The organism is Haloarcula sp. CBA1129 (assembly GCF_008729015.1).
Lineage (GTDB): Archaea > Halobacteriota > Halobacteria > Halobacteriales > Haloarculaceae > Haloarcula.
On the sequence record NZ_RKSM01000003.1, the window covers coordinates 392,397 to 412,498 of the forward strand.

Sequence of the window (20,102 nt, forward strand, 5' to 3'; positions counted from 1 at the left end):
TGTGCCTTCTCCCCCCAGCGGTAAGATGGTAAGGGATAGACGCCCGGCTATGCCGGGGGTGACCGTTCCACTGGCACGTCCTCCGTCTGTCGCAGTCAACAGCGGCGCTTCTCGAATCAGCTATCGGCGTCACGATTACGCGTTCACTCCGATGGGTATTCTGCACAGTACAAACAGGCATGGATTTTTATGAGACTGGGTAAAAGCTCCCTCTGTGACAACTGATCTCCCCGGCGTAGCCGACAGGCAACTGTTCGATACGCACGCACACCAGCCGACCAGTGAGTTCCTCCACGACGCCGGCGGCGAAATGATGCAAGATGCCGCCGACCGCTTTGGCACTGACTTGGAGACGTGGGACTACGAAGAGATGCTTGCGGAGTACCACGAAGCGGGTGTCGGCGGCGCTGTCCTGCTTGGCTGGGACGCGGAGACGAACACCGGGAATCCCCCCGTCCCGAACGACTACGTCGCCGAGGTCCGGGACGAGTATCCCGACTTCTTCGTCGGGTTCGGGAGCGTCGATCCACTGAAAGACGACTGCGTGCAGGAGGCGATTCGGTGTGTTGAGGATCTGGACCTCTCCGGATTTAAGTTCCAGCAGATCGCACAGGGCTTTGACCCCTCGGACGAACGCCACGACCAGCTGTGGAGTACCATCGAAGACCTCGGCGTTCCCGTCGTCTTCCACGGCGGGAACTCAACACTGGGGGCCTGTAGTGCCGGCGGCCGTGGCCTGAAAGTCAAGTACGGCAACCCGATGCTTATCGACGACGTGGCCGCTGCACATCCGGACCTTGACATCCTCATCGCTCATCCCGCGTTCCCGTGGGAGAAAGAGCAGTTAGCGATCTGTCAGCAGAAGGGCAACGTGTACATGGACCTCTCGGGCTGGGTGCCGAAGTATATCGACGACCAAGTACTCCATTACGCCGGCACAGTCCTCAAAGACAAGGTGATGTTCGGCACCGATTATCCGATGATTGACCCCGAAACGTGGCTCGAATCGTTCGCTCGCGACACCGACTTTGATACGGATGTCCAGCGGAAGATTCTGTTCGAAAACGCCCAAGACTTTTTCGACCGCTAGTCGAAATCCGGGGCGCGTCCGTCCAGAAACGCCTCGACACCATGTGTATGTGCTGGCGTATCGTACGCCAGTGACTGGATGCGTGCTTCTCGGCGCAGCCCGGTTTGTAACGGCTGGCCGATGTTGTCGTGAATCGCTTCCTTCGCCAGCCCGAGGTTCGCCGTCGGTTGTGCCCGAAGCGTTTCCAGCAGGTCGGCTGTCCGCGCATCGAGTTCGGCCGGTTCGACCGCCTCGTTGATCAGGTCCATCTCGGCGGCGGCCTCGGCGTCGATCAGCTTCCCGGTGAACGCGAGCTCTTTGGTTTTCCTGAGCCCGATTAGCCGGGGGAGGATGGCAGTCGCACCCATGTCCGGTACGAGACCGACGCTGATGAACGACGCACCGAACCGTGCGGACTCGGCGGCGTATGCGAAATCAGCCACTGCCACCAGCGACAGTCCGGCACCGACTGCATCGCCGTTGACCTTCGCGACGACAGGCACCGGTGCTGAGAGGATATTGCTTGCCACGCGGCCCAGTGTTGTCCGGACTCGCTCGTAGGCTTCAGTCGTCGACTCCTCACGCTCGCTCATCGCCTCGATATCCCCGCCGGCACTGAACGCATCGCCGTCCCCAGTGAGGACGACGGCATCGTGTGTCTCCGGGTCGAGGTCAGCGAGCGCATCAGCTAACTCAGTCGCAACCGCCCCTGTCATTGCGTTTTTGACATCGGGACGATCGAAAACGATCCGTCGAACAGCGCCGTCTTCAACGCGCATGGTCGTACATCACACGCGCGGGTACTTTACTCTCCGTCGTCGCCCGGCGGGCCCTCGCCGACGCCGCCGAACAATTGTGTGAACAACGAGTGCTGTGCGCGGTGGAGCCGTTCGAGGAACGCGGACTTACTGATACCGAGTTCGGCGGCGACTTCACTAGCGGTGGTCTGTCGTGGGACGACGAAGTAGCCCATCTCGACCGCGTAGCGGAGACTTTCCTCCTGTGCCGGTGTCAGGTCCCACTGCTGTGCGATAGAGGCGTCCTCTGTTGCACGCAGTGCGTACACCCGCTGTAGTTTCACGCCGACGGTTTCACCGGCCGTCTCCATGACAGTCTGGAGGATTTCATGGCCCACCACAGCGCCAGCTAAAATCGCGTTTCCGTCGCGATACGTCAGCGATTCCACCATGAAGCCTGCGCTGATGAGTTTATGCACAACACACTGCTGGAGTGACAGACACCGGTAATTATACCGACCATCGGTAACTGACTGGTAGAGATAGCGGATCCGGTCGTCCTCGTCGAGGTAGTCGATAAGATCCTCACTCGCCTTGGCACTGAACCGCAGCAACACATTACGGTCATCCCGGAGGAGCGGCGGGGCCGCCTCGATGGGTGTGCCCGTGACACTGCTCGCATCTGCCAGTGGACAGTTGTCGCCCTCGATGCGAAACTCGACCATAAGACACTCCTCTATCATTGCCTCGTATCTGTGCGGATATGCTTATAAAACCCGTCTATATAGGGGCGAATTAGTAAGAACATTCCTCACGATCTATAGGATAGATATGAACGTTGCCGAAGTCAAAGACCGTGCTGGACCCCGGGAGTTCAGCCCGAAAGACGACCTCCCCGAAGAGTATCGGACGGCAGCCACGCGGATGCTCGAGTTCCACGCCAACAGCGAGATCATGGGTGCGTTCCTCGAACGGCCCTTCATCAGAAAAGCACCGAGCATCGAGCGAAAGATGGCCTTCAGCGCGAAGGTACAGGACGAAATCGGCCACGGACAGATGCTCTACCGAGCGGCGGAATCGCTCGGTATCAAGACCCGCGAAGAGATGCTCGACGACTTGGCAAACGGGGACGGGAAGTTCCTGAACTGCTTCCATTACCCGATGGAGAGCTACGTCGAGACGCCGATGATCGCCTTTTTCGTCGACGGGGCCGCGATGCGCCGTCAGGCAACGCTCAAAAAGTCAAGCTGGGAGCCATACGCCCACGCGATGGACAAAATCTGCTTCGAAGAGGGGATGCACGTCAAGCACGGCGAGTCGATCCTCCGCGAACTGATGAACGGGTCCCGGAAGGAACAGCGCATGGTTCAGGAGGCCTTCGAAGAGTGGTGGCCCCGAATCCTGCAGTTCTTCGGACCGACCGACGACCAGAGCACCCATCACGACTTTGCCGCGGAAGTCGGGCTGAAGACGTGTACGAACGACGAACTTCGGAACGCGTTCCTGAACACGTACATCCCGAAGGCCAAGAAATACGGGCTGGAGATGCCCGATGAGCCACGCATCCGGGACAACGGTGACGGGACCTACGAGGTCGTCGAAGACGATCTCGACTGGGACGAGTTCTTCACTGTCTCACAGAACGAATACGCCGGCAGCATCGAACAGATTTCCGGTCGTCGGCAGGCGCAGGAAGCGGTGCAGTGGGTCCGTGACATGATGGACGACCAGACGACTACGAACAGCGGCCCGCAGTCACAGGCAGCGGACTGAGAACAATGATCTGGGAAGTATTCCGACAACAGAGTCCGGAGGCAGATTTCGTTCACTGCCGGGACGTCCACGCCCCCGACCGAGAGATGGCAAAGCAGTTCTCTGTCATCCAGCACGGACGGCGGAAGCCGACCCACGCGCTCTGGGTCGCCCCGCAAGAGAAAATCACGCAGGTCGATCCTGACGCAGAGGCACACGAGGAGGTCGGGGACAGCGCCGAGACGCCGTGGGCTGTCTTCCAGCAGGACCAGCCCGGCGGGTATCACACGCACTGCGGTGATGTCGAAGCCGCTAGCACCGCCGAGGCAGAACAGGCGGCGATTGCGGCGTACACTGACGACGACCCGAACAGTCTCTGGGTCGTACAGCACCAGTATATCGGCGAAGTCACGGATGACGACGTAAGCTTCGGTGGGACGACCAACAAGTCCTACCGGTTCGCACAGACGTACAACGTCGACCCGGCCGCTGAGGAGGTCGAAGCCTCCGAGTCTGAGCAGATCGAAGCGGAAAAACAGCGAGGTGAGATATAATGGCAACAACGGAATCCGACCTCGGCGGTCCAGCTGACCTCTCCGAGGAAGAACAGCGCGCAGTCGAGGCACAACTGCTTCGACTCGCCGATGACGAGTTGATTCAGGCCGAACGCTACACGTTCTGGCAGGTGCGTGCGCCGACGCTGGAATCGGACCTCTCGATTTCGAACAACGCACAGGATGAACTGGGCCACGCACGACTGTGGTACGACGCGGTGCAGCAACTCGGCTATTCCGAGGAATCGCTCATCTACGAGAGCGACCCCAGCGACTTCCAGCACAGCACGCTCGTCGAGCTACCGTTTGCGGAAGGTGACTGGGCCGATGCCATCGTCAGAGCGTACTTCTACGACGTTGCCGAAGACATCCGCCTCTCCGCGCTTGAGAACTCATCGTATGAGATTATCCGAAACAGAACAAGTCGCATTCAGGGCGAGGAAGGCTATCACCTCGAACACGCCGAAAGCTGGCTGGACCGGATGGCACTGGACGAGGAAGCCGGCGAACGCGTTCAGGCGGCTATCGATGAACTCTATTCGTACGCCCTCACGCTGTTCGAACCTGTCGGCGACGTAGAGGACGACATCGAACGGCTGGGCATCCGAACGATGACCCTCGACGAGATGTGCACCGAGTGGGAGACTCGCGTCGACTCGTTCCTGACCGGACTGGGATTCGACGTGCCGACCGGCGCGACCCCCGCAACGCCGGCAGGCCGGGACAACGAACACACGGACCACTGGCACGACCTTCACGAACAGATGACTTCCAGCTACCGGAACTTGGGACGGGATAAAGCGACGCTGATAATGGCGAGAGACGATGAGTAGCGACTACGACCGGCCCCGCGGGGACGCTGATGCTACCGCGTGTTCGTACACTGACTACGAGACCACGGACCACGCGGCGGACGACGTGCCAGCTACGGGCGAAGACGCCGACGGCATCGAACGCGACGTGTGGGCGGCTCTGTATCAGGTCGAGGACCCGGAGATGCCGGTCAGTATCGTCGATTTGGGCCTCATATACGGACTCGACGTGTCCGACGGTGAGGTTACAGTCGACATGACGCTCACCTACAGCGGCTGTCCGGCGCGCGAGATTATCCTCGAAGAGGTCGAGGCGGCTGCCGAGAGCGTCGACGGAATCGAGACCGCTTCGGTCCGACTGGTCTGGGCCCCGGACTGGTCGATTGATCTGGTCACTGAACAGGGCAAAGAAGCGTTGCGGGACTTCGGGATGAGCTTCGACGGATGAGTGAACCCGACCCCAGCGTGACGACCAGCGGCGAACAAACGGGCGCGGAGTGCCCGTACTGTGGCTCGACCGACACCGAGCGGAAACACCCACGCGGGCCGTCACGGTGTCAGTCGATTCATTACTGCAACGAGTGTCTGCAGCAGTTCACGAAGTTCGAGTAAGCAGGTACTACTCTCTGCTCCTGCCTTCGAAGTTTCAGAGTATGAAACAGAGCGGCGGTTCTACCCATGGCACTATTACTGGTGGCCCGACCCCGATTCGTCTGAGGAAGTGTCAGCCGAGGTTGATGTGGACGTTTTTCACCTCAGTGTAGCTCTCGATGGCTTGCTCGCCCTGTGCTCGGCCGTGGCCGCTCTGTTTCGTGCCGCCAAATGGAGTCTGTGGCCACGTGTTGGGCGTTTCGTTGACCATCACCATCCCGTAGTCTAGTCTGTCTGTGACGGTGTGTGCGCGAGTCAGATCGTTCGTCCAGACACAGGCGGTGAGGCCAAACGGTGAGTCGTTCGCAACGTCAATCGCTTCTTGCTCGTCGCTAACTTCGATTGCGGTGAGAACGGGGCCGAAGATTTCCTCCTGTGCAATCGTCATCTCGTTGTCCGCGTCGGCAAAGACGGTCGGCTCGACGAAGTGACCGGTATCTCTGTCCGCAGGAACGCCGCCGCCGGCCACGACAGTCGCCCCTTCCTCCTTGCCAGTCTCGATGTAGTCGAGGATCTCCTGTTGCTGGTCCGCACTGACGACTGGTCCCATCTGGCCGTCGTCGTCGATGCCGCCGCCGAGTGGGATGTTTTCGGCGATTTCAGCCATCCGGTCGACCAGTTCATCGTAGACATCCTCATGGACGACAATACGTGAGTTCGCCCAGCACATCTGCCCGGCGTTCATGAAAATCCCGTACTGGATGCCGCGGGCGGCGGCATCGAGGTCAGCGTCGGGAAACACGACGGCTGGGCCTTTTCCGCCGAGTTCGAGCGTCACGTCGGCGACTGCGTCGGCAGCGGTGCGCTGGACGGTCTTTCCGACACCCGTACTCCCGGTGAAGGTGACGTGGTCGACGCCCTCGTGCCCGGTGAGTGCGTCACCAGCCTCGGACCCCTTCCCGGGAACGACGTTGACGACGCCGTCCGGAAGACCCGCTTTTTCCGCGGCTTTCGCGTAGTACAGTGCCGACAGCGGCGTCATGGCGGACGGTTTGAGGATAACGCTGTTCCCCGCCGCCAGTGCCGGTGCCAGACCGCGGCCGGCGAGCTGGAACGGGTAGTTCCACGGCGCGATGTGTGCGGTCACACCGACTGGCTCACGAACGGTGTAGTTGAGTCGGCCGTCCTCGACTGGAATCTCGTCACCGCGTATCTTGTCCGTCCACCCGGCGTAATGGCGAAACGTATCCGTGACCATGTCGATTTCCAGCCCGGCCTCGAAGGGCGTTTTCCCGTTATCGTGGGACTCAACCATGGAGAGTTCGTCTTTCATCTCTTCGATGGCATCGGCCATCGCATGGATTTTGGCCCGGCGCGTTCCCGGGTCCATCGTCGCCCACTCGGACCCGTCTTCGATGGCCGCCTGTGCCGCCTGTACCGCATCGTCAATATCGGGCGTCTCGGCTTTTTGTACTGTTGCGTAAGTCCGTTCAGTTGCCGGGTCCTCTGTCTCAATGCTGTCGCCGTTGGTCGCTTCTCGCCATTCTCCGCCGATATACAGGTCTGTCGGACCGGTGTACTCCATTGCAATAACAGAGGGAGTGCGCGGCGTCTTAGTTGTTATTATTGATTATTAATGTTTGGCTGGCGGAAGCGCGGGATTTGCCATTTACGCTGCAACACTGCGGTTCCATCCGCTACCGATGCATCGCTTTCGGACGCGTCAGTTGACTCACTCGCGTTTCTTTATCAGGAACTTCATATCGCCCTCGAAGACGACGGTCCCGTCCTGATTTTCCATTTCGGTGTCGAGGACAACTAATCCGGCGTCGTCGCGCCCGACTTCTTTGGTTTTGTCAACGACGATCTCCAGTTGGAGCGTATCACCGATGTGGACCGGGTTCGGGAGGTCCATGTAGTTCATCCCGAGGAAGGCGAATGCGGTCCGCTCAACGATCCCGGTCCGATAGACGAACCCGGTCGCTTGGACGAACGTCATCGGCCCGTGTGCGATCCGCTCACCGAACTCCTGTTCTTCCGCGTATTCCTTGTTCGTATGCAGTTCTGTCCAGTCGCCGGACAGGGCAGAGTGCATGACGAAATCTGACTCGGTAACCGTCCGGCCGACGCTGATAAACTCCTGTCCCGCTTCGAAGTCCTCGAAGTGGTGTGGCTCGTAGCTGTACGCCATAGTTTGTCATCTAATAGCAGCCATTTATATTTTTACGCTCCGCTGACAGCACTGGCAGTGACCGATATATATTTATTATTAGTGATGAAATCACGACCCGTATGTCCGGCGTCGCCGACGAAGTCAGAGAGCGTATCGAATCGGATGCGTACTGCGAAACTCTCGGCATCGACGTAGTTGAACTCGACTCGGGGTACGCACAGACTGAACTGACGATTACGGAGGGCCTGCTGAACTTCCATGGCACACCTCACGGCGGTGCAATCTACTCACTCGCCGACGCAGCGTTCGCCGCCGCGTCGAACTCTCACGGCGAGGCGGCGGTTGCACTGGAGACGAATATCTCGTATCTGGAGGCCGTCGAAACCGGTGAAACGGTGTCTGCGACCGCTGAGGAGACACATCTCTCCGACAGCACCGCAGAGTACGAGGTGACGGTGACGGCGCAAGACGGCGAACGCATTGCGACGTTTCGTGGGCGAGTCTACCGGCCCTGACAGCTAATCACGGTGGTCGTAGACGCGTTTTACCTTGCCGACCTGCGTTCGTTCGATGCTGCCGGGCGCAACGAGTTCGAGTTCGTCTGGGGTGAATGCGAGCACGTTTTCGAGACGTTCGATGATTTCGTCTTCGAGTGCGTCGTCGCCCGGCCCCTGATCCGCAGTTCGTTCGATGGTGAGTTCTAGGACGTCAAGGTTGTCCTCCTCGTAGAGGTCGATCCGGTAGTGCGGAGCGACGCCGTCGATGTCCAGCACAGCGTGTTCGATTTCGCTGGGATAGAGGTTCACGCCCCGGACAATGAGAAGGTCGTCGGTCCGGCCGGTGACGTTGTCCATCCGCACCATCGTCCGTCCACACGCACACTCGTCGTAATTTAGTGTCGTCAGGTCGCCAGTCCGGTACCGGAAGACCGGCAACGCTTTTTTCGTGAGTGTCGTGAGGACGAGCTCACCCTCCTCGCCTTCCTTGACCGGCTCTTTCGTGTGTGGATCGATGACTTCCGGGTAGAAGTGGTCTTCCCAGATGTGGAGTCCGTCCTGCGCTTCGTGGCATTCACACGAGACACCGGGACCGATGATCTCCGAGAGTCCGTAAATATCGATGCCGTCGACGCCCAGTCGCTCTTCAATTTCCGCCCGAATGGGGTCGGTACACGGTTCTGCTCCGAAGATAATCGTCGAAATCGGCAGCTCTCTGGGGTCGTGGCCCATCTCCTCGGCCGTTTCGGCGAGGTAGAGCGCATACGACGGAGTACACGTGAACACATCGCTCTCTAGGTCGGTCATCAACTCGACCTGTCGCTGTGTCTGGCCGCTCCCGATGGGAATAACCGAGGCCCCCAGCTCTTCGGTTCCGTAGTGGAGCCCCAATCCGCCGGTGAACAATCCGTACCCGTAGGCGTTCTGGACGGTGTCGCCCGCTTCGGTACCGCTCGCAGCCAGCGAACGTGCGACAACTTCACTCCATGTGTCGAGGTCGTCGTCCGTGTACGAGACGATTTTCGGCTTCCCGGTCGTCCCGGACGACGCGTGGATGCGGGCGACGTCCTCATCGTCGACGGCGAACAGGCCGTCGGGGTACTCGTCGCGGAAATCCTCTTTCGTCGTCATCGGCAGCTTCGTGATGTCGTCGATGCTCTGGATATCGTCGGGCGAGACGCCCGCCTCGTCGAGTTTCTCCCGGTAAAAGGGGACGTTCTCGTAGGCGTGTGTGACAATCCCCTGTAATCGGTCAGTTTGCAACGCACGCAGCTCTGTACGGTCAGACGCCTCCAGTGGCTTGTACACCATCGTCAATGATAGAGTGGAATGATAGTGATAAAATGGTTTGGGATTGACCACTCTTGTCACCAGCCGTGCTCCTGCTGTGGGGCTGCCGGAAGTGATGCAAAGCTATTTTTCAGTCCCTTCAGTGTTTCAGGTATGCGGGACGCGTATCTCATCGGCGCAGGGCAGACACCGTTTGGCTCGATGCCCGAAGAGAGCTACAGATCACTGTTCGACCACGCAGTCACCGAAGCCTTCGACAGTGTCGACCACGACATCGACACGGATGCAATAGATGAAGCAATCGTCGGCTCACTCGGCGTGGGCGGTCGACAACTCGGTCTCTCAGCACCGGCAGCAACCGAACACGCCGGGCTGCACGGAGTCCCCAGCGTGCGCGTTGAGAACGCCTGCGCTGCGTCAGGCTACGCCGTCCGACAGGCGGTGCAGGCAGTCAAAAGCGGGATGGCCGACGTGGCGCTGGCCGGCGGCGTCGAAGTCATGACAGACCTGAGCAGCGATGTGACGAAGTACTGGCTCGGCGTCTCCGGTGAAACGGAATGGGAGCGGCTGACCGGGACGACCTTTTCGGGCGTCTACGCACAGATGGCAAGTGCGTATTTCCAGAAGTATGCGGCCAGCGCGGACCATCTCTCGATGGTAGCGGTCAAGAACCATCGAAACGGCGCAAAAAATCCGAAGGCGCACTTGGGCTTCGAATGCTCCCTCGAAGACGCTACCAACGCACCCGTTGTCGCGGACCCATTGAACCTCTATCACTGCTGTCCGACCTCTGACGGAGCGGCGGTCGCTCTCATCGCGAGCGAGGACGTTGTCGAACAGTATACGGACGAGCCGGTCCGGGTCGCCGGGGTCGGGGCGGCCAGTGACCGGGTCGGCCTCTTCCAGCGAGACAGCTATACCACGATTTCTGCATCGGAGACGGCTGCAGACACGGCGTATGACCGTGCCGGGATTGCCCCTGCTGATATTGATTTCGCTGAGGTGCACGACTGCTTTGCGATTGCCGAACTACTCGCCTACGAGGACCTCGGTTTCTGCGACCGTGGCGAGGCACCGCAGTTACTTGAGGAGGGAACGACTGACCCTGACGGGGCGCTGCCGGTCAATGTCTCTGGCGGACTGAAATCGAAAGGCCACCCTATCGGCGCAACCGGGGCCGGACAGCTTGTCGAGGCGTTCAAACAACTCACCGGCAGCGCCGCGGACCGACAGCTAGCGGCCCCGAAGTACGGGCTCACTCACAACGTGGGTGGGAGCGGCGGCAGCGCCGTTGTCCATATTCTTGAACGGGAGGCGGCACGATGACTGTGTCAGGGCTGGCGGCCATCGGCGCGTATGCACCTCGTTTGCGGATCGACGCCGCGGAGTTCGAAGCCGCTTGGGGTAGTTTCGATGCAGCGGGAATCGACGAGAAAGCGGTCCCTGATGCTGACGAGGACGCAGTCACGATGGGCGTCGAAGCAGCGCGCCGTGCGTTAGGTGCAGCCGACGCGTCCGGGAAAGACGTCGCACACCTCGCCTTCGCGACGACGACACCACCGATGGCGGAAGAGGACCTCACCGCGAGGCTGTGCAGTATTCTCAACGTCCCTGACGATGCCAAGACGCAGACGATGACCGGCTCCACACACTCCGGTGCTCAGGCACTGGACGCAACCATGGACGGCGGGCCGTTCGGGGACGATGTCGGCCTCGTCATTATCAGTGACTGTCCGCGGGGCGACCCAGACAGCGGTATCGAGCACGCCGCCGGTGCCGGGAGTGTTGCGCTCGTTGTCGACGAGGACGGCCCCGGGACCGTCACTGACCGTGCGTCACACACGGAGGCGTACCCCGGAACGCGCTTCAGAACGGGCGGGGACGACCGGACGACCGGCCTTGGCGTTACGCAGTACGACCGCGAGGCGTTCACGACCACGCTCGGCAGTGCGGCGAACAGACTGGACGCGCCGAGAGACGACATCGATGCGGCAGCGGTCCAGTCCCCGGACGGCAAGCTCCCCTATCGGGCGACAGGCGCACTCGGGGTCGACGCCGAAACCATCGCTGCTGCGGACACAGTTGGGACGCTCGGGGACACCGGCGCGACAAGTGCATTTCTCGGAGCGGCAACAGCGTTTGCAGCCGACGCCGAGCGCGTGCTGATCGCCGCGTACGGAAGCGGTGCGAGTGCGACGCTGTTCGTCGTTGCCGGTCCCGTTCCGGTCAGCACTGCACTTGGCGGAGATATCCGCCTGTCCTACGCCGAGTACCTCAGGCGGCGTGGTGAGATTACACGCGACGAACCGGAGGGTGGCGGAGCGTACGTTAGCGTCCCGTCGTGGCAGCGGACACTTCCGCAACGCCACCGGCTCGTCGCTGGCCGATGTGCCGCCTGTGGAGCGTTGAACTTCCCCCCGGCGGGAGCCTGCAACGACTGCCACGAGCGGACTAGTGATTTCGAGGCTGTCGAACTGCCCGGGACAGGGACAGTGACGGCAGTAACGACTATCGAGCAGGGCGGTGCACCTCCGGAGTTCGTTGCCCAGCAGTCCAGCAGCGGTCAGTTCGACAGCGCTATCGTCGCGCTTGATGGCCCATCGGGTGAGCAGACCGTGAGTGTCCCCACACAGGTGCTACAGGGGACGGACGAGGTCACAATAGGCACCCCTGTTGTGCTGACAACGCGGCGCATCTACACGCAGGAGGGCGTCATCAGATACGGCTTCAAAGCACAGGTCGCCAGCCAGCGCCGCTAGCCGCTACTCTCAGCGACGCTCGAACACGACCGCGACACCTTGACCGAAACCGACACACATTGTCGCCAGTCCGTGCGTCGCGTCCTGCCGTTGCATCTCGTGCAGCAACGTTGTCGCGATTCGCGCCCCCGAGCAGCCGAGCGGATGGCCGAGCGCGATGGCCCCACCGTTGACGTTGAGCCGTTCGGCTGGAATATCCAGTTCACGCTTGCAGTGGAGACTCTGCGCCGCGAACGCCTCGTTGAGCTCCACGAGGTCGATATCACCGATTGTCAGACCGGCGTCGTCCAGTGCGGCACGCGTCGCCGGAATCGGCCCCCGGCCCATAACCAGCGGATCGACACCGGCGACAGAGCGCGTCTTGACCCGCCCGAGAACGTCTAGACCGTGCTGGTCTGCGTACGCTGCCGAGGTGACGAGCATCCCGGCCGCGCCGTCGGTCAGTGGTGACGCGTTCCCCGGCGTGACTGTCGCCGCCTCGTCGTCACGAAACACTGTTGGGAGTTCGTTCAACTGCTCCACTGACGTGTCTGTCCGTGGTGTTTTGTCGGTCTCTATCGCTGTCTCGTCGGTGTGGACCGGCACTATCTCTGCATCGAACCGCCCGTTCTCCGTGGCAGCGACCGCACGCTCGTGTGAACGCAGCGCAAACTCGTCCTGAGCCGTACGGCTGATATTGTGGGACCGTGCGATGGTTTCAGCCGTTTGCCCCATCGGAAGCCTATCAGGGTTGTACCGCTGTTCGATAGCGGGATGGAGCCAGTCGGAGAAGGGAACGGTACTCATATGCTCGACGCCAGCGACCGGGTACACTTCACCGTCGCCCGCCTCAATGGCACGAGCGGCGTCAACAAGCGTTGTCAGTGACGAGCCACACAAGCGGGTCGTTGTCGCCCCGGGTACTGTCTCGGGAAACCCGCCGGCGAGTATCGACTGCCGGGCAAGGTTTCGTCCCTGCTCCGCCTCCTGATTCGCACACCCGAGCCGGAAGTCGTCCCACTCAACGGCCGGAACACCGGTCCGGTCAACGAGTGCGGCAAGCACAGTGGTGACGAGGTCTTCGGGATGGGTCCCGGCCAATGCGCCATCTTTCCGTGCCTGTGGCGTTCGTACGGCGTCGACAACAACGGCTTGCGAGTCGGAAGCAGTCATCCTCACCGACTCCTATCGCGGCCGCCATATTAAATGCAGGCCACACTGGCGGCGAGACGCAGGCAACGTTTTTACCCCTCGCTACTGTGCTCAGAAATGATGCACGTAGCTATCCTAGGTGCCGGTACCATGGGCCACGGTATCGCTCAGGTGTCGGCAATGGCGGGTCACGACGTCTCTCTCCGTGATATCGAGGCGGATATCGTCGATGACGGACTGGCCGCTATCGAGTCCAATCTGGAAGTGGGTATTGCCCGGGAGAAAGTGACCGAATCGGCGGCCGAGGCAACCTTGGGCCGTCTCACGGGGACGACATCGCTGGCGGAAGCTGTGACCGGGTCAGATCTCGTTGTGGAAGCAGTCCCCGAAGACATGGAGATCAAACACGAGACGCTCACCGAGGTCGAATCCCACGTCGACCCGGCAACGCTGATCGCCTCAAACACCTCCTCGCTGTCACTGACTGAGATCGCGAGCGTCCTCGAACATCCCGACCGAGCCATCGGCCTCCACTTTTTCAATCCGGTACACATCATGGCACTCGTCGAGATCGTCGTTGCGGAACAGACGAGTGCCGAGACGGTCGCGCGTGCCCGCGAGTTCGTACACGGGATCGACAAGACACCGGTGGAGGTGACCGATGCACCGGGCTTTGCCTCCTCCCGCCTTGGCGTCTCACTGGGCGTCGAAGCGATGCGGATGGTGCAGGAGGGCGTCGCAACACCGCACGACATCGACACCGCGATGGAGCTTGGCTACAATCACCCCATGGGGCCTATCGAACTCGGAGACGTAGTCGGTCTCGACGTCCGCCTCGACATCCTTGAGTACCTGCGTGACGAACTCGGTGAACGGTTCCGTCCGCCACAGATCCTGAAACGGAAGGTCCGTGCGGGCAAACTCGGCAAGAAATCCGGCGAGGGGTTCTACGTCTGGGAGGACGGTGACATCGTCGGCACCAGCGGCGACTGGGGGGACGCATGACGGGGCTCGCTGACGCCGCAGCGGACTGTGAAACAGTTTCGGTGAGCGTCGGGGACCGCGTCGAGAACGTCGCCACTGTCGAGTTACACCGGCCGGAGGCCCGAAACGCGCTCAACGCCCAGTTGCGGTCGGAGTTCAAACAGGTCTTCGACGCAATCCCGGACAGTGACGTCCGGGCTGTCGTGGTGACTGGCGCGGCAGACACCGGCGCATTCGTCGCGGGCGCGGACGTGACGGAACTCCGCGAGCGAGATATGCTAGAGCAACGGGAGGCGAGCAAGCGGCCCCGGGTCTACGAGTACGTCGACGAGTGCCCGATGCCGGTCATCGCCCGCATCAACGGGCACGCCCTCGGCGGCGGCTGTGAGCTGATTCAGGCGGCTGATATCCGGATCGCGCGTACGGACGCGAAATTCGGTCAGCCGGAAATCAACCTCGGCATCATGCCCGGCGGTGGCGGAACACAGCGGCTGCCGCGGCTGGTCGGGGAGGGGCACGCGATGCGGCTGATCCTCACTGGCGAACTCATCGACGCGACGGAGGCCGCCGACATCGGCCTCGTCGACGAGGTCCACGACGACGACTCCTTCGACGATCGGGTCTACGAGATAGCCTCGTCGATTGCCGAGAAAAGTCCCGCGGCACTCGAGTTCGCGAAGAAATCCGTCCGTGCCAGCTCCCGAATGGATCTGGAAGCCGGCATCGAGTACGAAGCCGAACTGTTCGCACAACTGTTCGCCACTGGTGACAAGGACGAAGGGATCGACGCGTTCCTCGAGGACAGAGAGCCGGAGTGGACCAGCGAGTGAGCGCGTTTCGACCACAGAACGAGGAGGCCCAGTTCGGTTGCAGCCACACACAGTGACTGAATTCGAAAACAGCCAGCCGCCCCGCTAAAACTCCGTTGTCGGCCTCACGGATGGGCCATATTTATGCCGATTTCGTTGACAACGCCCAACAGCAGCGTCGGCAGTTCGTCCCGGAGAAAGGCTCCCTCAAGACGGCTTGCTGGGCCGGAGACACTGATTGCACCGATGGCAATGTCGTTCTCGTCCGTAATCGGGGCACCGACCGCATGCAGACCCTCGACTGACTCCTGAAAGTTGAACGCGTAGCCGCGGTCACGTATGGTCTCGATTTCCTCCCAGAGGTCGTCCCTGTCGGTGATTGTCTGTGGCGTCCGGCCGGGTAAGCCATGCCTGTCGATAGTCTCCGTGATCTGGCTATCTGGAAGGTGTGCCAGTATGGCCTTCCCCGCGGCGTGCTGGTGGAGATAGTTCCGATGGCCCACTCGGGCGTACGTCTGCACCGAGTGTTTGCCCTGCGCGCCGTAGATGTGGACGCTCCGGCCGTGTTCTTCGACTGCACACCAGATCTTTTCCTCGGTCTCCTCCGCGAGTTCGTCGACTCTTGGCTTCGCCTCGTCGTAGAGCCGGTATTTATTCCGTGCCACTTCACCGTAGTCCAGAAAGCGGATACCGAGCTGATACTCGTTGTCCTCCTCGATCAGGAGGCTGTTGGCCGCGAGTGTCTTCAGGTACCTATGCGTTGTACTCTTCGCACAGTCGAGGTGGTCTGTCATTTCCGACACGGTGGCGGTGTCGTTTTTCTTGAGATACTCGATAATCTCGATTGCTCGCTCAATCGTTCCGACCGGCCTGTTGACAGCGGGCGGGATTGCCATACGTACACACATGACTAATCGACTTACAAGTGTTTTGTTCGAGTAACTTGAATCAAGGGCGGCCCTGTCAGATCGGTACATAAAAACCACTCCGAACCGATGTAACGAACGCATGACAAAAATCGTCGATTTGCTCGTCCGGAAAGACGGATACACGCACGAGGAGTTCGCTGACCGATGGCAGGGCGACCACTCGGAGTTAGCGAAGGACCTGCCGGGGCTGCAACGCTACGTGACATCCGTGCCAACAGACCCGGAGCGCGCAGCGTACGACGGCGTGCTTGAGCTATACTTCGAGGATATGGATGCACTCAGCGACGCTTTTGATTCCGACCTTGCCGAGACCGTTCAGGCCGACGCGGCTGAGTTTATCGACTTGGAGGCCGGCCCACGAGTTATCGTCGAAGAAACCGTCCAGCTTGACGAACGAGACGACTGACAGCGCCGCTCCTGCTTTTACCGACCGACGCGTTTCCCGAGAGCGGCCCGCTACCGCTATCAGCTATCAACTCGGCTTCCATCGACGTAGAGCTTTTCGGCAGGCGGTCGGTCAGCGTCGTAGCTGTCGTGGTACTCGAACAATTGAAAGAGCGCACCGGTCGGGTTCGACGGTGGCACAAACGCCTCGGTCCAGTCCTCGTACTCGCGATACTCGACAACACTGTGTCCGTTGTGCTCCAGTACTGCCGTCACCGTGTCAATATCCGCCACCTCGAGCGTGACGTGGTGGAGGCCCGGACCGTGGTCGGCGAGATACGATGTGAGGAACGTCTCCGGTGCCTCCGGCGCGATGAGCTCTAGCCGCGACGCGTCCCGACCGAAATCGTACTGCGCCCAACGAAACCGTTCCTCGACGGACTCTTCGATGAGTTTCCGACAGCCGAGTGCGAACAGGAACGGTTCAGCGTCGCCGATGTCCTCGACAGCGATTCCGATGTGATCGACACGGATCGGCGTCTCCTGTGACATAGCGAGCCCTGCGGCAGGCTCCTAATTATATGCTTGGGTCGGGTGCTGAGCGTCGGTATTCTGTCCGACTCAGCCGTGAATCGGGTCCCAGAACGGGATCTGCGCAGGCGAACATTCTATTTCACCTGAAATATCCCCAAATATTTATTAAATATCCAGACTGTCACTTACGGGATGCCAGCACAGCACCAGCAATCGTGGCGGCCCCTCACACGACGAACACTTCTGAAGACAGGCGCGGCGGTTACCGGTATGAGCTGTCTTGGAGCTGTTGAGACGGAGTTGGCGTACGCACAGGCAGACGATGCGACGGTCACGATACGTCGGGACGACTACGGTGTGCCACACATCTACGCTCGCGACACCGACAGCCGCGCACCAGTGTTCTATGGGTTCGGATACGCCACCGCGGCGGACCGGCTCTATCAGCTAGAACTGTACCGACGGTACTATCATGGGACTGTTGCCGCGGTACTCGGTTCGGGTGAGGGGGACACTGACTGGGTCCAGTTCGATATCGAGGCACGGCGCAACACCGCCGGCGAGCCGTCGCTTGACGAGCAGGCTGCTGAACAGTTGACTGCGGACCAGCGAGCGGTCCTGCAGGCGTTTACTGACGGCATCAACCGGTACATTACCGAAGTCCGTGAGAGTGAGGACTTGGAATTCCATCAGGCGTTTCAGGAACACGGGTTCGAACCTGCGGAGTTTACCACCACGGACGCCGCCGGGATGTTTGTCGCCAGTATGGCGTATTTCAGCGGCTTCCAGCTGGAGACGCTTAGCGCGACCGTCCTCGATGCACTCACACAGGAGACCGATAGCGAACAGCGAGCCATGGAACTCTTCGAAGACCTGCAGTGGGGCGACGACCCCGGCTGCCCGACTTCGACGGTCCAGTCCTCGGAGGCCTATTCGCCAGCGTACACCGATGTCGGAACGGGCCCGACGCCAAATGTAACCGAAAACCGGAGCACGAACAGGGTGACACGTGGCAGAAGCGGTGCATCGGTAACACCGAGCAATCGAGTGACCGGCGGGGATTACACGCCTCCAACTGACGCCGAAGGAATGCACGACGCCGAGATGGAGCGGATGCGAACGCTTGCGTCCGGGCTCAACAGGCTTGGCCTCCCGATCAAGTACGGAAGCAACGCCCTCGCCGTCCAAGGTGACATCACGGCCAGTGGCGATGCGCTACTGATGGGCGGGCCACAGATGGGGTTCAACACCCCGTCGATAATGTACGAGGCGAGCCTGCACGGTCCGGATTTCGATGTCGCTGGCATTACTGTCACAGGATACCCGTTCATCATGTTCGGGCACAACCGCAACGGGGCGATGACCTCGACTGCTGGCATCGATAACTGCATCCAGATGTTCACCGAGTCGATCACGACCACCTCGTCGGGTCCGGACACGTACACCTTTCAGGGGGAGGAGTACGAGGTCGAAACTGAGAAACGGACCATCACTGTCGCCGACGGCGAGGACGTAACCTATACTGAACGGTTCACACGCCACGGCGTTGTGACGCAGTGGGACCCCGACAACGGGGAAGCACTGACACAGACGAAGTCGTATGCCGGCCGGCACATGAACTGCTGGCGGGCCTTCTACGAATGTCAGTTCGCGACAGATGCAGAGGAGTTCCGGGAGTCGGCAAAGCGCTGTGACTACGCGCTGAATTTCATGTGGGCCGACAAAGACGGTGACATCGCGTACGTTCATCTGGGACGGTATCCGGACAGCGAATCGGTCGAATGGGATACCCGGCTCCCCGCTGACGGGACGCAGTACGAACTGACGGCTGAAGACTACCTGCGCGCGGCTGACGGCGACGTGCCCTACGCGATCAACCCCGACCCGGGATACTCGGCACAGTGGAACAACAAACCCGCGCCTGAGTGGAACAACGGTGACCTGAGCTATTCGTGGTCGACCGACCACCGCGTACAACGGATCATCAATCTCGTAGAGCAGCGGTTAGCACAGGACGGGGCAGTCGATTATGACTTCTTGAAGACCGTTATCTACGATATTTCGTTCACTGATCTGCGTTCGATCCGGTACAGAGGGCATCTGCTTGATGCGCTTGCGGACGCGGATCTCTCCGACACCGAACAGCAAGCCCGCGACGAACTGGCCTCGTGGGACCACTTTGCACAGGCTACCGGCGAAGACAACGAGGGACGCCACTCTGCCGGGTACACCATCTGGGATACGACATTCCCGTATATTCTGGAGGAAATTTTCAGCGAGACGTTCGGGAACGCATACGGGCCGGCCTCGTACTTCCTCGGCTACGACTACGGTCGCGGCACCCTGATGCGGGTCCTCAACCCAGCCGAGACAGCACTGCCGACACAGGCAGCATACGCCGATGAAAACGTCACGGACGCACTGGTCAGCGCGTTCCGGACCGCCGTGAGCGAACTTGCCGAGCAATACGACGGCGACCCGGAGACTTGGCGGCGCGAGGCCGCACTACACGAGTTCGATAACCTCGCGCTGTTCGGGATGCCTATCGGCGTCACGTCCGCGGGGAACACGGCGCTGATGAACCGTGGGACCGAGAACCACGTCGTCCGACTCAGCGACGACCCGAAGGCAGAGAACATCCTCCCGCCCGGAAACGACGGCTACGTTGCTCCAGACGGCACGACCGACGAGCATTACGACGACCAGCTGGCGATGTTCGAGAATTTCGAGTACAAACAGCTGTTGTTCGCCGACGCGGATATCGAGTCCGCAACAACTGAAACCCAGACGGTGACGATGCCAGCAAGCCCGGCTGACGCCGCAATCGGTGACACGCCGACGAGTGCGGGCACCGAGACAGACGAAAAGGCTGTGACGAGCACGGCATCAACCACTGCCGGGACAGAGCGCACCGACACAGCGACGGAGGTGAATACTGGGACTGACGCCAGTGGCCCCGGCTTCACGACACTGACCGGGGTGGCCGCAGTACTCGGGACTGCGCTGGCGTGGCTGTACAGACAGGACGACACGTCTCGCTAGCCACTACGACGGGCGGGGAGCAGGAGCAGCGAACCGCGATACTGCTGCTACTGAA

20 protein-coding genes and 2 pseudogenes are annotated in these 20,102 nt (G+C 60.7%); 14 read left to right on the forward strand and 8 right to left on the reverse strand.

All coding sequences use genetic code 11. The features are described 5' to 3' along the window. The first annotated feature begins 214 nt into the window (after positions 1-214). On the forward strand, positions 215-1,090 hold the full coding sequence (locus Har1129_RS19550; protein ID WP_151102480.1) for an amidohydrolase family protein: 876 nt from the start codon (positions 215-217) through the stop codon (positions 1,088-1,090). Here the strand turns inward: Har1129_RS19550 and Har1129_RS19555 are convergent. Both Har1129_RS19555 and Har1129_RS19560 read right to left on the reverse strand, forming a co-directional pair. Then, positions 1,087-1,848: an enoyl-CoA hydratase/isomerase family protein gene (locus tag Har1129_RS19555; RefSeq protein WP_151102481.1), complete on the reverse strand. Its 762-nt coding sequence runs from the start codon at positions 1,846-1,848 to the stop codon at positions 1,087-1,089. The two genes, Har1129_RS19550 and Har1129_RS19555, sit on opposite strands and share 4 nt — an antisense overlap. A gap of 26 nt (positions 1,849-1,874) precedes the next feature. Beyond that, positions 1,875-2,531 carry a helix-turn-helix domain-containing protein gene (locus Har1129_RS19560; RefSeq protein WP_151102617.1) on the reverse strand — a complete coding sequence of 219 codons (657 nt, stop codon included), beginning with the start codon at positions 2,529-2,531 and terminating at the stop codon, positions 1,875-1,877. Positions 2,532-2,637: 106 nt separating this feature from the next. On the opposite strand from Har1129_RS19560, the gene paaA reads away from it, so the two are divergent. From paaA to paaE, 6 genes and pseudogenes are all read left to right on the forward strand, one after another. Next, positions 2,638-3,579, forward strand: coding sequence for a 1,2-phenylacetyl-CoA epoxidase subunit PaaA (gene paaA / locus Har1129_RS19565; RefSeq protein ID WP_151102482.1), 942 nt, complete (start codon positions 2,638-2,640; stop codon positions 3,577-3,579). Positions 3,580-3,584: 5 nt separating this feature from the next. After that, positions 3,585-3,764 (forward strand): annotated as a pseudogene (locus tag Har1129_RS21400) (PacF protein); the annotation flags it as partial. 54 nt (positions 3,765-3,818) lie between these two features. Beyond that, positions 3,819-4,112 (forward strand): annotated as a pseudogene (locus Har1129_RS21405) (PacF protein); the annotation flags it as partial. Continuing rightward, a complete protein-coding gene (gene paaC, locus Har1129_RS19575) occupies positions 4,112-4,945 on the forward strand; it encodes a 1,2-phenylacetyl-CoA epoxidase subunit PaaC (RefSeq protein WP_151102484.1) in 834 nt (277 codons plus the stop codon). The pseudogene Har1129_RS21405 and the gene paaC, both read left to right, overlap by 1 nt. After that, entirely contained in the window at positions 4,938-5,372 is a 435-nt protein-coding gene (paaD, locus tag Har1129_RS19580) for a 1,2-phenylacetyl-CoA epoxidase subunit PaaD (RefSeq protein WP_151102485.1), read from the forward strand. Before paaC ends, paaD begins: the two co-directional genes overlap by 8 nt. Continuing rightward, positions 5,369-5,536 carry a 1,2-phenylacetyl-CoA epoxidase subunit PaaE gene (gene paaE, locus Har1129_RS20790; RefSeq protein ID WP_191906217.1) on the forward strand — a complete coding sequence of 56 codons (168 nt, stop codon included), beginning with the start codon at positions 5,369-5,371 and terminating at the stop codon, positions 5,534-5,536. The genes paaD and paaE overlap by 4 nt, the downstream gene beginning before the upstream one ends. Positions 5,537-5,648: 112 nt before the next feature. Here the strand turns inward: paaE and Har1129_RS19585 are convergent, their stop codons facing one another. Both Har1129_RS19585 and Har1129_RS19590 read right to left on the reverse strand, forming a co-directional pair. Next, positions 5,649-7,100 carry an aldehyde dehydrogenase gene (locus Har1129_RS19585; protein ID WP_151102486.1) on the reverse strand — a complete coding sequence of 484 codons (1,452 nt, stop codon included), beginning with the start codon at positions 7,098-7,100 and terminating at the stop codon, positions 5,649-5,651. Between the two features lie 147 nt (positions 7,101-7,247). Beyond that, positions 7,248-7,706, reverse strand: coding sequence for a MaoC/PaaZ C-terminal domain-containing protein (locus Har1129_RS19590; protein ID WP_004517456.1), 459 nt, complete (start codon positions 7,704-7,706; stop codon positions 7,248-7,250). A 101-nt stretch (positions 7,707-7,807) separates the two neighbouring features. Between Har1129_RS19590 and paaI the strand changes: the two genes are divergently transcribed. Beyond that, positions 7,808-8,203: a hydroxyphenylacetyl-CoA thioesterase PaaI gene (gene paaI, locus Har1129_RS19595; RefSeq protein ID WP_151102487.1), complete on the forward strand. Its 396-nt coding sequence runs from the start codon at positions 7,808-7,810 to the stop codon at positions 8,201-8,203. A 3-nt stretch (positions 8,204-8,206) separates the two neighbouring features. On the opposite strand, the gene paaK is transcribed toward paaI, so the two are convergent. Then, positions 8,207-9,496, reverse strand: coding sequence for a phenylacetate--CoA ligase PaaK (gene paaK / locus Har1129_RS19600; protein ID WP_151102488.1), 1,290 nt, complete (start codon positions 9,494-9,496; stop codon positions 8,207-8,209). A gap of 132 nt (positions 9,497-9,628) precedes the next feature. Between paaK and Har1129_RS19605 the strand changes: the two genes are divergently transcribed. Next, positions 9,629-10,801, forward strand: a complete 1,173-nt coding sequence (locus Har1129_RS19605) for a thiolase domain-containing protein (protein WP_151102489.1) — start codon at positions 9,629-9,631, stop codon at positions 10,799-10,801. Beyond that, on the forward strand, positions 10,798-12,234 hold the full coding sequence (locus Har1129_RS19610; RefSeq protein WP_151102490.1) for a zinc ribbon domain-containing protein: 1,437 nt from the start codon (positions 10,798-10,800) through the stop codon (positions 12,232-12,234). The genes Har1129_RS19605 and Har1129_RS19610 overlap by 4 nt, the downstream gene beginning before the upstream one ends. A gap of 9 nt (positions 12,235-12,243) precedes the next feature. Here the strand turns inward: Har1129_RS19610 and Har1129_RS19615 are convergent, their stop codons facing one another. Beyond that, on the reverse strand, positions 12,244-13,386 hold the full coding sequence (locus tag Har1129_RS19615) for a thiolase family protein (protein WP_151102491.1): 1,143 nt from the start codon (positions 13,384-13,386) through the stop codon (positions 12,244-12,246). Between the two features lie 99 nt (positions 13,387-13,485). Between Har1129_RS19615 and Har1129_RS19620 the strand changes: the two genes are divergently transcribed. Both Har1129_RS19620 and Har1129_RS19625 read left to right on the forward strand, forming a co-directional pair. Next, positions 13,486-14,370: a 3-hydroxyacyl-CoA dehydrogenase family protein gene (locus tag Har1129_RS19620; protein WP_151102492.1), complete on the forward strand. Its 885-nt coding sequence runs from the start codon at positions 13,486-13,488 to the stop codon at positions 14,368-14,370. Beyond that, positions 14,367-15,179, forward strand: a complete 813-nt coding sequence (locus tag Har1129_RS19625) for an enoyl-CoA hydratase/isomerase family protein (protein WP_151102493.1) — start codon at positions 14,367-14,369, stop codon at positions 15,177-15,179. Before Har1129_RS19620 ends, Har1129_RS19625 begins: the two co-directional genes overlap by 4 nt. Before the next feature lie 104 nt (positions 15,180-15,283). Here the strand turns inward: Har1129_RS19625 and Har1129_RS19630 are convergent, their stop codons facing one another. Then, positions 15,284-16,054, reverse strand: a complete 771-nt coding sequence (locus Har1129_RS19630; RefSeq protein ID WP_151102494.1) for an IclR family transcriptional regulator — start codon at positions 16,052-16,054, stop codon at positions 15,284-15,286. A 112-nt stretch (positions 16,055-16,166) separates the two neighbouring features. Between Har1129_RS19630 and Har1129_RS19635 the strand changes: the two genes are divergently transcribed. After that, positions 16,167-16,493, forward strand: a complete 327-nt coding sequence (locus tag Har1129_RS19635; protein ID WP_151102495.1) for an EthD domain-containing protein — start codon at positions 16,167-16,169, stop codon at positions 16,491-16,493. A gap of 59 nt (positions 16,494-16,552) precedes the next feature. On the opposite strand, the gene Har1129_RS19640 is transcribed toward Har1129_RS19635, so the two are convergent. Then, positions 16,553-17,023, reverse strand: a complete 471-nt coding sequence (locus Har1129_RS19640) for a VOC family protein (protein WP_151102496.1) — start codon at positions 17,021-17,023, stop codon at positions 16,553-16,555. A 174-nt stretch (positions 17,024-17,197) separates the two neighbouring features. Here Har1129_RS19640 and Har1129_RS19645 point away from each other — a divergent pair, with 174 nt between their 5' ends. After that, positions 17,198-20,047: a penicillin acylase family protein gene (locus tag Har1129_RS19645; RefSeq protein WP_151102497.1), complete on the forward strand. Its 2,850-nt coding sequence runs from the start codon at positions 17,198-17,200 to the stop codon at positions 20,045-20,047. Positions 20,048-20,102 lie beyond the last annotated feature (55 nt).

Excerpts from the sequence above, each read along its gene's own strand:
- Har1129_RS19555 (WP_151102481.1), bottom strand. The coding sequence starts at position 1,848 with ATGCGCGTTGAAGACGGCGCTGTTCGACGGATCGTTTTCGATCGTCCC.
- Har1129_RS19560 (WP_151102617.1), bottom strand. The coding sequence starts at position 2,531 with ATGGTCGAGTTTCGCATCGAGGGCGACAACTGTCCACTGGCAGATGCG.
- paaA (WP_151102482.1), top strand. The coding sequence starts at position 2,638 with ATGAACGTTGCCGAAGTCAAAGACCGTGCTGGACCCCGGGAGTTCAGC.
- paaC (WP_151102484.1), top strand. The coding sequence starts at position 4,112 with ATGGCAACAACGGAATCCGACCTCGGCGGTCCAGCTGACCTCTCCGAG.
- paaD (WP_151102485.1), top strand. The coding sequence starts at position 4,938 with ATGAGTAGCGACTACGACCGGCCCCGCGGGGACGCTGATGCTACCGCG.
- paaE (WP_191906217.1), top strand. The coding sequence starts at position 5,369 with ATGAGTGAACCCGACCCCAGCGTGACGACCAGCGGCGAACAAACGGGC.
- Har1129_RS19585 (WP_151102486.1), bottom strand. The coding sequence starts at position 7,100 with ATGGAGTACACCGGTCCGACAGACCTGTATATCGGCGGAGAATGGCGA.
- Har1129_RS19590 (WP_004517456.1), bottom strand. The coding sequence starts at position 7,706 with ATGGCGTACAGCTACGAGCCACACCACTTCGAGGACTTCGAAGCGGGA.
- paaI (WP_151102487.1), top strand. The coding sequence starts at position 7,808 with ATGTCCGGCGTCGCCGACGAAGTCAGAGAGCGTATCGAATCGGATGCG.
- paaK (WP_151102488.1), bottom strand. The coding sequence starts at position 9,496 with ATGGTGTACAAGCCACTGGAGGCGTCTGACCGTACAGAGCTGCGTGCG.
- Har1129_RS19605 (WP_151102489.1), top strand. The coding sequence starts at position 9,629 with ATGCGGGACGCGTATCTCATCGGCGCAGGGCAGACACCGTTTGGCTCG.
- Har1129_RS19610 (WP_151102490.1), top strand. The coding sequence starts at position 10,798 with ATGACTGTGTCAGGGCTGGCGGCCATCGGCGCGTATGCACCTCGTTTG.
- Har1129_RS19615 (WP_151102491.1), bottom strand. The coding sequence starts at position 13,386 with ATGACTGCTTCCGACTCGCAAGCCGTTGTTGTCGACGCCGTACGAACG.
- Har1129_RS19620 (WP_151102492.1), top strand. The coding sequence starts at position 13,486 with ATGCACGTAGCTATCCTAGGTGCCGGTACCATGGGCCACGGTATCGCT.
- Har1129_RS19625 (WP_151102493.1), top strand. The coding sequence starts at position 14,367 with ATGACGGGGCTCGCTGACGCCGCAGCGGACTGTGAAACAGTTTCGGTG.
- Har1129_RS19630 (WP_151102494.1), bottom strand. The coding sequence starts at position 16,054 with ATGGCAATCCCGCCCGCTGTCAACAGGCCGGTCGGAACGATTGAGCGA.
- Har1129_RS19635 (WP_151102495.1), top strand. The coding sequence starts at position 16,167 with ATGACAAAAATCGTCGATTTGCTCGTCCGGAAAGACGGATACACGCAC.
- Har1129_RS19640 (WP_151102496.1), bottom strand. The coding sequence starts at position 17,023 with ATGTCACAGGAGACGCCGATCCGTGTCGATCACATCGGAATCGCTGTC.
- Har1129_RS19645 (WP_151102497.1), top strand. The coding sequence starts at position 17,198 with ATGCCAGCACAGCACCAGCAATCGTGGCGGCCCCTCACACGACGAACA.